Raw genomic sequence first — 12,514 nt, 5'->3', positions numbered from 1 at the left:
AAGACGGGGCCGGTTTAGCTCAGTTGGTAGAGCGCCAGTTTTGTAAACTGGATGTCGCGGGTTCGATTCCTGCAACCGGCACCACTTGATGACCTGGAGCCCATAGTTGGCGCCTTTTTGGTGCACCCGCTCCGATTGAAGCGAATGAAGCGGGGCTTGCCCAGCGCACTCGCGTCGCTGACACGCACCTCTCCCGATCTAACCGCCGCTATCGCGCGGTCGTGCGACGACGACCCCCGTCAGACCGGTCGATACGTCGGGCGTGACGCGGATCCTCAGGACGAGGTCGCGTTCGCCTTCACGCGGCGGGAGCATGACTTTGAGCGGCCGGCCGGCAGCCTCGCGCGCCACGACTTCGCCGTCCAGCCAGACTTCGACATCGCCCGAAGACTGGGCGAGATCCAGCATCCCGCCGTCGGTCTGGATCGAGCGCCAAGGCGTGAACCGGACGCGGTACAGCACATAGCCTGACGTCGTGGCAGGCGGCAGGCCGTCGCCCGGCTGCAGCCATTGCCAGCTGTTCTGATCGCTGTCCGACGGAATCCAGTCGAAGTCGGGCGCGGTGTCCCGAACGGGCGACATCCGCCACCCGCCGATCACCATGACCGGCTGGGCGACGGGGACTGACGGCGGCGGCGCGGCCCTGTCCAGCGGAACGGCGAGCACGGCGGGTTCTAGACCCGTCGCCTCGGCGCGCAGCCGCAGAGCGGCGTTTCCTGGCTCTCCCGCCCGCACGATCACCTGGGCCAGGCCGTTGAACAGACGGCGGCGATCACCGGTCTCGGGCTCGTGGCTGTTGGGATCGCCGTTTCCGACGCCGAGGATGTCCCCGCCCGTGATCGAGAAGCGGATCTCCGTGTCCGCGACCGGCACAGGCCGTCCGCGCGCATCCAGGACCTCGACCGTAACAGGCTGCACGTCCACGCCGTCGCCGTTCATGCGGGGTCGATCCGGCGTCAGACGAACCCGGACGGGCGCACCCGTCGTCTCCACGGCGGTTCGGACGACGATCTCGCCGTCGCGATAGGCGACGGCCTCCAGGCGGCCCGGCTTATAGGGGACGAACCAGGTGTTCATCTCATAGGGATCGACCCGCTGGCGCTCCAGCACGTGGCCGTCGAGACGCAGTTCGACCTCGTGGGCGTTGCTGAACGCCATCACCTTGATCGCCTCCCCTTCCCTTCCGGGCCAGGTCCAGTGCGGAAGGATGTGGAGAACGGGCTCGTCCTGCACCCACTGGGCGCGGTGGAGGTAGTAGGCGCCCTTTGCGAAGCCGCACAGGTCCATGGCCCCGAAGAAGCTGGACGCGCTGGGCCAGTCGAAAGGAGTGGGCTCGCCCCGGTAGTCGAACCCGGTCCACACGAAGGCCCCCGCGACGAACGGGCGTTCGGCGATCATGCGCCAGGCCTTCCTGTGGGTCGCGCCCCAGTCGGCCGCCTCGCTGTCGTCCTCGGCCATGACATGGGCCGCACGATCCGTCGCCCAGGCGCCCCGCGTCTGGAAGGCGCTGGTGTCTTCGGTGGAGATCAGTGGAATCTCCGGATGCGCCGCGTGAAACTGGTCGTACTTGTCCTGCTGATAGTTGAAGCCCATGACATCGACGGCCTGGGAGACATTGATCGGGGTGAAGACCCCGTCGTTCATCGCCGCCGTCACGGGCCGGCTGTCGTCCAACTGTTTGACGACCGCGACCATGCGGCGGACCATCTCATAGCCCTGTTCGGTGCCCTGCATGGGCTCCTCGTTGAACACGGACCACAGGAAGACGCAGGGTCGATTTCGGTCGCGCCGCACCAGCCATTCCAACTGTTCGATATAGTCCCGCGACGGATTGAAGACCCGGTTCTCGTTCAGAACCAGCATGCCCAGCCGGTCGCACGCGTCCAACAGGGCCGTCGCCGGCGCATGGTGGGAAATGCGGATGGCGTTGCAGCCCATCGATTTCAGGCGGCGGATGCGGAAGGCCCACAGGGCGTCCGGCACAGCAACGCCGACCCCGGCGTGATCCTGATGGACGCAGGCGCCGTGAATCTTCATCGGGACGTCGTTGAGGAAAAACCCTTCCGCCGCATCGAACCGGATCGAACGGAAGCCGATCGACTGGCTCACACGATCACACTCGACGCCACGCTTCAGCACCACGGCGGTGGTGTCATACAGGCTAGGCGAGGCGACCGACCACAGGCGGGGCTCGGCCACGTCCAGATCCAGCCTGACCCTGGCTTCCCCAAGAGCCGCGACCTGGGCGGACGCCTTGCCGCGGGCGATCACCGCGCCGTCCGAAGCGCGGAGTTCCACGGTGACCTCGCAGGGCGTCTCGTGTTCGGCGATGTTCGCAAGGGTCACTTCGACCGGCACATGCCACCGACCGTCCGCCTCCCGGCGCGGATCGGCGTAGAGGCCGTCCGTCGCGATATGCAGCGGGTCGCGACTGGTCAGGCGGACGTGCCGATAAAGACCGCCGCCTTCGTACCACCAGCCCTCCATCGGTTCCGCATCGACCCGAACCACGAGGCTGTTGGTCAGGTCGCCATAACGGGCGAAAGACGTAAGATCGACCGAGAAGCCGTTGTATCCGCTGAAGTTACGATCAACGACGGTGCCGTTGAACCAGACCGTCGCATGGGTCGCGGCGGCGCCGAACTCCAGTTCGAGATGCCGCCCGCGTTCCTGGGGATCGAACCGCAGGGTGCGCCGATACCAGGCGACGCCGCGCCGACGATAGCCTTGGGACAGATTGGCCTCGGGATCGAACGGCTGACTGACCACGAAATCATGCGGCAGGCGGACGTCCGGCCACTCCGAATCGTCGAAATTGACCGAGGCCGCACCCCAGGCGTTACCGGCCTTGGCGTTCGCATAGCTCCACCCATGCCCCTTGACCTCCGGCATCGGAATGTCGCCCGCATGGAAACGCCATCCTCGATCCAGAAACCGTGTGTCGCGCGGCCGAACAGTCGGTTCGGGCGCCCAGGCCAAGGCCCCGCCTGCACGAGCCAGGGCCGCCAGACCAACCGCGCCGAACAGCGCGCCGCGTCGCGTAGGTTTTGCATACATGAAAATATTTTTGCATGTCACAATCAAACCGCCAAGGCGCTTTTGCGCGGCATACGCCGTCGATCCAGTGGTCAGCCCAGGGGCGGCACAGGCAAGGTCAGGATTTCGCTGACAATCCGAGCCAGCAGGGTTTCCATGGCCTGGTGCTCGGCGTCCGATAGCGCATGGCTTTCGCGGACGACTTCGACCCCCGCCGCCATCGCCAGGAGCATCCGTGCGCGCTCGGCCCCACCTTCTCCGCCCAGAGACGCCGCAAGGGGCGGAATCAATCGACGTTCGAATATGTCGCAGATCAAAGCCGCTGCGGCCGGGTCCGACGCCGACCGGACCGCGACTCGCACCAGATCGTCGATGTGGCCCGGGCTGAGGATCAGTCGGCCGTTCGGTCCCACGCGGTCATCGCCCTCGTCGAGGCTGTGATCGAAGATCTGGTTGAACAGGTCGATCTTGGACTCGAAATGCCGATAGACCAGGGCATGATCGATCCCGGCTTCGACGGCGATCTCGCGCAGGCTGGCGCCGAAACCGCGCTGGGTGAACAGTTTGCGTCCGGCGCAAAGTATGGCGTCGCGTGTGACCTGGGGGCCCAGCCGACGCCGCATGACACGCTTACTGCGTTTGGCCGGCGCCGGCGAGATCGCCTCTCGGTCTTCAGGGACGCCCGCCCCCGTCATGATGCGAGCATGACAGGGGCGAACCGCCCGGACCGGGTGGTCAACGTAGGCCTCCGCCCAGGGCGCGGTACAGTTCGACCAGGTTGGTCTCCCGGCTCAGGCGCGTGGAGACCAGCTGTTGCTCGGCGCTATAGGCCGTGCGCTGCGCGTCCAGCGCCACCAGGAAGGACGAGACGCCGACCCGGTACCGCGCGTCGGAGATGTTGGCCGCCGCACGGGCCGATTCCGCCCGCGCCGTCTGTCCCGCGATCTGCTCGTTGATCGTGCCGCGCTGAGCCAGGGCGTCAGCCACTTCCTTGAAGGCGGTCTGGATGGCTTTTTCGTAGCTGGCGACGGCCGCCTGCGCATTGGCCTCGGCCAGGCGCACATTGCCGCGCCGCCGGCCGGCGTCGAAGATCGGCAGGCTGATGCCCGGGGTGACGGTGTAGGCGTAGCTGCCGTCCGCAAACAGATCCGACAGGGCCGAGCTGGCGCTGCCGACCGACGCCGTCAGCGAGATGCTGGGGAACAGGGCCGCGCGGGCGGCGCCGATGTTGGCGTTTTCGGCCAACAGTTGACGCTCGGCCTGAAGGACGTCCGGCCGAGCCAGCAGAACATCCGACTGCAGATTGGTCGGCAAGTCCGCCAGTGTGGCGCCCGCGTCGTTCAGTCCCTGCGGAAGCAGGTCGGCGCTGACCGGCGCCCCGACCAGGAGCTCCAGCGCATTGCGATCCTGTGCGACGCTGGTCTCCAGCACGGCGATGTCGTTGCGCGCGCCCTGATATTCGACGTCCGCCTGACGCGCTTCCAGTTCGGACACGGTGCCGATCCGGAACTGCGCCTGGGTCAGATTGCGGGTTTCCTCGAAGCTGGCGAGGGTTTGCCGCGACAGCCTGAGCTGGTCCTGATCCGCCGCCAGGGTGAGCCAGGCGGTGGCGATTTCCGCGATCAGGCTGATGCGGGTCGCGCGCTGGGCCTCCTCGGTGGCGAAATACTGCTGCAGGGCGGCCTCGCTGAGATTGCGGACACGTCCGAACAGGTCGATCTCGAAGGCCGAGATCCCCAGGTCGGCGGAATAGGATTCCACGTCCGAACCGGCGGCGGCGCCGGCGGCCGCGACCTGGGCCGCGTTGTCCGTATAGGTCGCCGAACCGCTGAGGGATGCGGTCGGCAGCCGGTCGGCGCGCGTGACCCGATATTGCGCCCGCGCCGCCAGCACGTTCGCCGCCGCCACACGCAGATCGCGATTGTTGTCGAGCCCCTGGGCGATCACGCTGCGCAGACGCGCATCCGTGAAGAAGTCGCTCCAGCCGAGATCAGCGACGACCACGGGGTTCGAAGCGGCCTCGGGATAGACGCCGCCTTGCGGAAGCGCCGTGGGGACGACGCCTTCCGGCCGGACGTAGGCGGGGGCGAGATTGCACCCCGCCAGCAGGGTCGCGCCGGCCATTAGGATTGAGATCGGCTTGATCATGGTTTGACGCTCTCGGCGGGATCGCCGCCCTGAAAGGAGGGATTGGAGGACGACGTCTTCTTACGCGACTTGAACAGGTTGGTGACGACGACGAAGAACATCGGCACGAAGAAGATGGCCAGGATCGTCGCGCTGAGCATGCCGCCGATGACCGACTGGCCGATGGCGTTCTGCCCCCCTGCCCCTGCGCCGGTCGAGATCGCCAGCGGCAGGACGCCGAAGATGAAGGCCAGGCTGGTCATCAGGATCGGCCGCAGCCGCAGTCGCGCCGCCTCGGCCGCAGCCTCCATGGCGCTCATGCCCCGCCGCACCCGTTCCTCGGCGAATTCGACGATCAGGATGGCGTTCTTGGCCGCCAGACCGATGGTGGTGATGATGCCGACCTGGAAATAGATGTCGTTGTTCAGGCCGGTGAGCTGTGCCGCCAGCACCGCCCCCAGAACGCCCAGCGGCACCACCAGAAGCACCGCCACGGGAACGGTCCAGCTTTCGTACAGGGCCGCGAGGCACAGGAAGACGATCAGAAGCGACAGGGCGTAGAGCGAAGGCGCCTGGCCGCCCGACATCTTCTCTTCATAGGACAGACCGGTCCACTCCAGCCCGGTTCCGGGCGGAGTCTTGGCGTGGATCGCCTCCATGGCCGACATGGCCGCCCCGGAACTGACGCCCGGCGCCGGTCCGCCCTGAATCTGCATGGCCGGTTCGCCGTTGTAACGGGTCAGTTGCACCGGAGCCTGGGCCCAGGACTGGGTGGAGAAGGCGGTGAAGGGGGCCAGGTCGCCGGAGGCGCCGCGAACATAGAAGTCGCTCAGGCTTTCCGGCTTCAGCCGATAGGGCTGATCGGCCTGGATATAGACCTTCTTCACCCGACCGCGGTCGATGAAGTCGTTGATATAGGTTCCGCCCCAGACCGTGGAGACGGTGCTGTTGACGGTCGCCAGATCAAGGCCAAGCGCCGCGAGACGGTCCTGGTCGATATTGATCTTCAGCTGGGCGGCGTCGTCCAGCGAGAGCGGACGCACCTGGGACAGGCTCGGATCCTGAGCCGCCATGCCCAGCATCATGTTCCGCGTCTGCAGCAGGCTTTCATGCCCAGCGCCGGTGCGGTCGACCAGCCACATGTCGAAGCCGGTGGCGTTGCCGAGCTCGGACACGGCGGGCGGCACCAGGGCGAAGATCATGGCGTCCCGATATTGCGAGAAGGCGCCCATGGCTCGGCCCGCGATCGCCTGGGCGCCATTGGCCGCGCCCTTGCGTTCTTCCCAGTCCTTCAGGCGGACGAAGGCCAGACCTGCGTTCTGTCCCTGGCCGGCGAAGGAGAAGCCGCTGATGGTGAAGACGCCCTCGACGTTGGCGGCCTCGTTTGTCAGCAGGTGGTTGCGAACCACGTCCAGCGCCTTGTCGGTCCGACCCAGGGTCGCGCCAGACGGCCCTTGGACCATGGCGATCATCATGCCCTGGTCTTCTTCGGGCAGGAATCCGCCAGGCAGGCGCATGAAGGCGAAAGCCATGACGCCGCAGATCAGGAGATAGATAAGGCCGGAGCGTTTCCAACCGCTCGCGGTCTTTCGAACCCCGCCTTCATAGCTGACGGTCGCCCGGTCGAAACTGTCGTTGAACCAGGAGAAGAAACGACCCAGCGGCCCGGTCCCATGGCTCTTGGACGCATCATGCGGCTTCAGGATGGTGGCGCAAAGCGCCGGCGTCAGGATCATGGCGACCAGGACCGACAGGACCATGGCCGTGACGATGGTGATCGAGAACTGGCGATAGATGACGCCCGTCGATCCGCCGAAGAAGGCCATCGGCAGGAAGACCGCCGACAGGACCAGAGCGATGCCGACCAGGGCGCTGGTGATCTCGTCCATCGACTTGCGGGCGGCTTCCTTGGGCGACAGCCCTTCGGTCTGGATCAGACGCTCGACGTTCTCGACCACGACGATGGCGTCATCGACCAGCAGGCCGATGGCCAGCACCATGCCGAACAGGGTCAGGGTGTTGATGGAGTAGCCGAACAGACTCATCACCGCGAAGGTGCCCAACAGCACCACCGGAACGGCGATGGTCGGGATCAGGGTGGCGCGCCAGTTCTGCAGGAACAGGAACATGACGATGAAGACCAGGACCACGGCCTCGATCAGCGTATGGACCACCTGTTCGACGGACAGACGCACGAAGGGCGTGGTGTCATAGGGATAGGTAACCTTCACCCCGGCCGGCAGCGTCTGGGCGATGCGGGCGACTTCCGCCTGAACGGCCGTGACGGTGTCCAGGGCGTTGGAGCCGGGCGCCAGCTTGATGCCGAAGCCGCTGGCGGGCTTGCCGTTGTACTGGCTGCGGAAGCCATAGGATTCCGCGCCCATTTCGACCCGCGCGACATCGCGCAGCCGCACGACAGCGCCGTCGGTGCTGGTCTTGACGCGGATGGCGCCGAACTCGTCAGGGGTCTGAAGGCGGGACTGAACCGAGACGGTCGCGTTCAGCATCTGGTCTTCAGGCGCAGGCAGGGCGCCGATCTGGCCGGCCGAAACCTGGGCGTTCTGGGCCTCGACGGCGGTGGTGACGTCGCTGACGGTAACGCCGTAGCCCGACATCTTGAGCGGATCCAGCCAGATCCGCATGGCGTACTGGGAGCCGAAGGTCTGGATTTCCCCCACGCCGTCGACGCGGCTGATCGGGTCCTGGAACTTGGAGACGACCAGGTCCGACAGATCGACCTGGGTCTGGGCGCCATTGTCCGAATAGAGGGCGGTGATCAGCAGGAAGTTGCTCGACGACTTGGCGACCGTGACACCCAGGCGCTGGACCTCGGTCGGCAGTTGCGACGTCGCCGCCTGAAGCTTGTTCTGGACCTGCACCTGCGCGATGTCCGGATCCGTGCCCTGCTCGAAGGTCAGGGTGATGGTCGCGGTCCCGGCGGAGGACGAGGACGACGAGAAGTAGCGCAGGTGGTCGATCCCCTTCAGCTGCTGCTCGATCACCTGGGTCGTCGTGCGTTCCAGGGTTTCGGCGTCAGCGCCCGGATAGCTGGCCGTGATGGTCACGGCCGGCGGCGCGATGGTGGGGAATTGGGCGATGGGCAGGGTGCGGATCGCCAGCACCCCGGCCAGCATCAGGCCGATCGCAAGGACCCATGCGAAGATGGGCCGATCAATAAAGAAGCGGGCCATCGGTCAGTGCGCCTGAGCCGAAGGCTGTGCGGGCTTGGCCCCTGCCGCCGCGCCGCCGGCCTGATAAGGCGAAGCCTTGACCGGCGTGCCGGGCATAAGGTTCTGCGCGCCTTCGACGACGACCTTGTCGCCGGGCTGCAGGCCGGACGTCACCATCCAGTCCTGTCCGACGGTCCGGCTGGTCGTGATGGGGCGGGGTTGCAGCTTGCCGTCAGCCCCGACCACCATCACCGAGGCGCCGCCCTTGGCGTCGCGGCTCACCGCGCGTTGCGGCGCAAGGATGGCGTTGGAGGTCGATCCCTCAACCAGGACCGCGCGGGCGAACATGCCGGGCAGCAGGATGCCGTCCGGATTGTTGAAGATGGCCCGGATGTTCTGGCTGCCCGTGTTCGCGTCCACGGTGACGTCCGCGAACTGAAGCGTTCCGTCCTGAGCATAGGTCGAGCCGTCTTCCAGCAACAGCTTGACCCGGGCGCCGTTGGCGTCACGGGCCAGGGCGCCGGAGGCGATCTGCTGACGAAGGCGCAACATGTCGGTGCTGGACTGAGGGATATCCACATAGACGCGGTCGATCCGCTGGATCGTGGCCAGCGGCGACGCCTGCGAGGCGGTGACCAGGGCGCCGACCGTGAAGCTGGAGCGTCCGATACGGCCCGAGATCGGGGCCCGGACGGTCGTCCGGCCCAGATCGATCTGGGCGGTGCGCAGCGCGGCGGCCTGGGCCTGAACATCCGCTTCGGCCTGCTGGGCGCTGGTGACGGCGTCTTCCAGCTCCTGTTGCGAGATGCCGTTGATCTTGACCAGTTCCTGATAGCGACGCGCCAGACCGGCGGTCGAGGAGACCGCAGCCCGCGCCCGCGCCAGGCTGGCCTGGGCGCTGGCCACCTGGGCCTGATAGGGGGCGGCGTCGATCCGGTAGAGGGCCTGGCCCGCACGGACGAAGTCGCCCTCTTCGAACAGGCGGGCTGTGACGATGCCGTTCACCTGGGGACGGACTTCCGACACCTCGGCCGCGCTGATCCGACCCGGCAATTCCGTCGTGAGGGTGACCGGGCTGGTTTTGATCGTGACGACGGAGACCTGGGGCGGACCCGCAGGCGCCTGCTGCGGCTGTGACGAGCAGCTCGCGAGGAGCAACGCCAAACCAATCGCCGGAGCGACAACTTTCATCGGTAACCTCTCGCAAACCATATGTGAACGAATGCTCACTCACTATTGTCGCGGTGGTAGTCGTCGGCTATGGGGTCTGTCAAGTAAGAGCGAGTACGTGATGGCGTTGGCGGTAGGAGTTAGAGAGGAGCGAGCGGAGGCTCGGCGCCAGACGCTGATCGACGCCGCGCGCGCCCTGTTCGTGAACCAGGGCTTTCACCAGACGGGAGTGGCGCAGCTGGCTGCGGTCTCCGGCATCAAGATGGGTCAGATTTACCGGGACTTCGGCAGCAAGGACGACATCATCGCCGCCATCTGCGAGCAGGATATTTCCATGCTCCTGTCAGACGTGAAGCTGTTTGACGACCAAACGGCTCGCGGTCCCCAAGCGCTTCGCGCGTGGATCGAGGACTACGTCACCCATCAACCCGGACTCGACCAATGCCGGATACTGACGGAAATCGTCGCAGAAGCGGGACGAAATTCGCGCGTGGCTCAAATTCTGGTCGATTTGGAAACACGGCTTCAGGCCAAGTTCGATTCAGTGTTTTCCGCCCTGACTAACGGCCAGGTCGATCAGGATGACCGCATGCGCCTGATCAGGATCATGATGGCCTTGAACATGGGCCTGATGATGCAGAAGGCGGTCCAGCCTCACTATGATGCGGTGGCGACGACACGCGCAGCTATGGATCTCATTCTTCGCGAGCTTGAACTGATGATCCAGGCCCCCAGGCCCGGTCAAAAGCGCGTCGCGGTCTAACAGGTGACGAGACCCTAGAGCTTGGCGATCCGTCCCCCTCCGGTCTCAATGGCGTCCAGCAAGGCCATGACGGATTCGAGGGTGTCCGCCTCGCGCGCGGGCTTGTCCCACCGGATGCGGCTGACGCGGGGAAACCGCATGGCCACGCCCGACTTGTGCCGGGTCGAACGCTGAAGCCCCTCGAAGGCGATCTCCAGCACCAGGCCGAAATCCCGCTCGGCCCGTACTGACCGCACCGGCCCGAACCGATCCACCGTGTGGTCACGCACGAACTTGTCGAGCTGTTTCAGCTCCTCGTCGGTGAAGCCGAAATAGGCCTTGCCCACGGGGGTCAACGCCCCCTCCTCCGTCCAGACCCCGAACGTATAGTCGGAATAGAAGCTGGACCGTTTGCCGTGCCCGCGCTGGGCGTACATCAGGACGGCGTCGATGACATGGGGATCCCGCTTCCACTTGAACCACGGCCCCTTGGGGCGGCCCGCGACATAGGGGCTGTCCCACCGCTTCAACATCAGCCCCTCGGCCGCCGCCCCGACCGGCGGATCGGCCCGCAACCGGGCCAGGCTGTCCCAGTCGGCATAATCGACCAGGGGCGACAGGTGCAGCCGCCCGCCGCCATGGCCCTGGACCAGGGTCTCCAGCCGCGCCCGCCGCTCACGGAGCGACAGGCTCCGCAAATCCGCCGCCCCGTCCGCCAGCAGGTCATAGGCGACCACCGCCGCCGGAAAGGCCGCCATGGTCTTGGCGTCCACCGTCTTACGGTTCAGCCGTTGTTGCAGATCGCCGAAGGGGGCGATGGCGCCGTCGCGCCAGACCACCAGTTCGCCGTCCAGCGCGCCCTCGAACGCCAGGGCCTCCATCACATCGGGGAAGGCGCCTGAAATCTCGTCCCCGGTGCGGGACCACAGTTTGCGGACCTCGCCCTCGACCACCGCCTGAACCCGGATGCCGTCCCACTTCCATTCGGCGGCGTAGTCGGCCGGGGCCATCTTGGGAAAATCGACCGCCTCGTCCACGGCGACGGCCAGCATCACCGGCCGGAATCGACCCGGCGCGTCCGGACTGGGCCGTTCGGCCCGTCCCTCAAGCCAGGCGAACAGATCGCCATAGGGCGGCGGGACCGCATGCCAGACCTCCTCGATGGCCGAAACGTCCACCGGCTCCAGGGGCGTGCTCGTCTCCGCTTCGTCCGGCGACGGCGGGGCCAGACGCGCCTCGGGCCGCATCATGGCCGCCGCCGTCTTGGCCAGCCGGCCCGACAGTCCCACCCGCAACCCGCCGGTCATCAGTTTCAGCAAGGCCCAGCGTCCCTTGGGCTCCAGGGCGTCCAGCCAGCCCTCCAGCAGACCCTTGACCTCGGCGCGAGTCGCAGTCCGCAAGGCCTCGACCACCTCGCCCAGCTCCGGCTCGCGATTGGGCCGACGGTCGAGCGGCGCAGGCCAGATCAGGGCGACCGTCTCGGCCAGGTCGCCGACATAGTCATAGGACCAGCCGAACAGCACCCCGTCCACGCGCGCCTCGACCGCCTTGCGGATCATGGCGGGCTTGGCCGCGTCGAAGGTCAGGTCGCCGGTCAGGGCCGCCAGGGCCCAACCGCGATCCGGATCGGGCGTCGTCTTCAGATAGTCCCGCACCAGCACCAGCTTGGCGTTCCGCGAGGCGGTCAGCGACAGGCGGTCCAGAAGTTCGGCGAAGGCGCGCATGGGAATCCATATGGGGCGCTCATGACGTCGCCATCAGCCCAGAACGAAAAACGCCCCGGAGGTTTCCCTCCGGGGCGCAGATCCGATTACGCGGTGATCAGTTGAACAGGCCGGCGATGACGGCGGTGATCAGACCGCCTGCGACCGCCGCCAGAACCACGTCATTGCCGCTGCGGACATACTGATAGCCGCGCGGCGGGGCCCGCAGGCCGTAGCGGCCGTAGTCGTTCACCACATAGGCGTTGCTGCGATAATAGGACGGCATCCGCTGGCCATAGCTCCAGGTGCGAACCGCATAGCCGCGCGGTGCGACATAGCGCGGGGCGTTGTAGCGACGCTGAGCCTGCTGCCAGCGGCCGTACTGCCGTTGATCCTGACGATACTCCTGACGATCCTGACGCTGGTCCTGGCGGAAGTCGCGGCGGTCATCACGGCGATCCTGACGATCATCGCGCCTTTCATTGCGGTTGTCTTGGCGCTGTTCGTAGCGACGGTCGTCACGAGACTGGGCCGAGGCGGCGCCGGCGGCGCCCACGGCGGTGGCG

At 66.5% G+C, this 12,514-nt stretch carries 8 protein-coding genes and 1 tRNA gene; 2 read left to right on the top strand and 7 right to left on the bottom strand.

Features of this window, described 5'->3' with window-relative positions; all coding sequences use genetic code 11:
- The first annotated feature begins 8 nt into the window (after nucleotides 1–8).
- Nucleotides 9–84, top strand: a tRNA-Thr gene (locus Q7J26_RS09380).
- 114 nt (nucleotides 85–198) lie between these two features.
- Here the strand turns inward: Q7J26_RS09380 and galA are convergent.
- The 5 genes from galA to Q7J26_RS09355 all read right to left on the bottom strand — a co-directional run bounded on the left by galA (nucleotide 199) and on the right by Q7J26_RS09355 (nucleotide 9,497).
- Nucleotides 199–3,057 (bottom strand): beta-galactosidase GalA, encoded by a 2,859-nt coding sequence (galA, locus tag Q7J26_RS09375; protein WP_304936191.1) that lies wholly within the window; start codon nucleotides 3,055–3,057, stop codon nucleotides 199–201.
- Nucleotides 3,058–3,128: 71 nt separating this feature from the next.
- Nucleotides 3,129–3,659 (bottom strand): TetR/AcrR family transcriptional regulator, encoded by a 531-nt coding sequence (locus Q7J26_RS09370; protein ID WP_304936190.1) that lies wholly within the window; start codon nucleotides 3,657–3,659, stop codon nucleotides 3,129–3,131.
- Nucleotides 3,660–3,771: 112 nt separating this feature from the next.
- Nucleotides 3,772–5,184, bottom strand: coding sequence for an efflux transporter outer membrane subunit (locus Q7J26_RS09365; protein ID WP_304936189.1), 1,413 nt, complete (start codon nucleotides 5,182–5,184; stop codon nucleotides 3,772–3,774).
- On the bottom strand, nucleotides 5,181–8,354 hold the full coding sequence (locus Q7J26_RS09360) for an efflux RND transporter permease subunit (RefSeq protein WP_304936188.1): 3,174 nt from the start codon (nucleotides 8,352–8,354) through the stop codon (nucleotides 5,181–5,183). Before Q7J26_RS09360 ends, Q7J26_RS09365 begins: the two co-directional genes overlap by 4 nt.
- Nucleotides 8,355–8,357: 3 nt before the next feature.
- On the bottom strand, nucleotides 8,358–9,497 hold the full coding sequence (locus Q7J26_RS09355; protein WP_304936187.1) for an efflux RND transporter periplasmic adaptor subunit: 1,140 nt from the start codon (nucleotides 9,495–9,497) through the stop codon (nucleotides 8,358–8,360).
- Between the two features lie 127 nt (nucleotides 9,498–9,624).
- On the opposite strand from Q7J26_RS09355, the gene Q7J26_RS09350 reads away from it, so the two are divergent.
- Nucleotides 9,625–10,266, top strand: a complete 642-nt coding sequence (locus tag Q7J26_RS09350; RefSeq protein ID WP_304936186.1) for a TetR/AcrR family transcriptional regulator — start codon at nucleotides 9,625–9,627, stop codon at nucleotides 10,264–10,266.
- A gap of 14 nt (nucleotides 10,267–10,280) precedes the next feature.
- Here Q7J26_RS09350 and Q7J26_RS09345 read toward each other — a convergent pair whose 3' ends face one another.
- Both Q7J26_RS09345 and Q7J26_RS09340 read right to left on the bottom strand, forming a co-directional pair.
- On the bottom strand, nucleotides 10,281–11,969 hold the full coding sequence (locus Q7J26_RS09345; protein WP_304936185.1) for a cisplatin damage response ATP-dependent DNA ligase: 1,689 nt from the start codon (nucleotides 11,967–11,969) through the stop codon (nucleotides 10,281–10,283).
- Nucleotides 11,970–12,066: 97 nt separating this feature from the next.
- On the bottom strand, nucleotides 12,067–12,514 hold a 448-nt coding region (locus Q7J26_RS09340; protein WP_304936184.1), incomplete at its 5' end, for an RcnB family protein.

Source organism: Brevundimonas sp. (assembly GCF_030656255.1).
In the GTDB taxonomy this organism is placed as follows: Bacteria; Pseudomonadota; Alphaproteobacteria; order Caulobacterales; family Caulobacteraceae; genus Brevundimonas.
This window is presented reverse-complemented; position numbering and strand designations above follow the sequence as displayed.

Bases quoted from the DNA above. Each gene is read 5' to 3' on its own strand.
- Q7J26_RS09370 (WP_304936190.1), bottom strand. From the start codon at position 3,659: ATGCGGCGTCGGCTGGGCCCCCAGGTCACACGCGACGCCATACTTTGC.
- Q7J26_RS09350 (WP_304936186.1), top strand. From the start codon at position 9,625: ATGGCGTTGGCGGTAGGAGTTAGAGAGGAGCGAGCGGAGGCTCGGCGC.
- galA (WP_304936191.1), bottom strand. From the start codon at position 3,057: ATGTATGCAAAACCTACGCGACGCGGCGCGCTGTTCGGCGCGGTTGGT.
- Q7J26_RS09345 (WP_304936185.1), bottom strand. From the start codon at position 11,969: ATGCGCGCCTTCGCCGAACTTCTGGACCGCCTGTCGCTGACCGCCTCG.
- Q7J26_RS09365 (WP_304936189.1), bottom strand. From the start codon at position 5,184: ATGATCAAGCCGATCTCAATCCTAATGGCCGGCGCGACCCTGCTGGCG.
- Q7J26_RS09360 (WP_304936188.1), bottom strand. From the start codon at position 8,354: ATGGCCCGCTTCTTTATTGATCGGCCCATCTTCGCATGGGTCCTTGCG.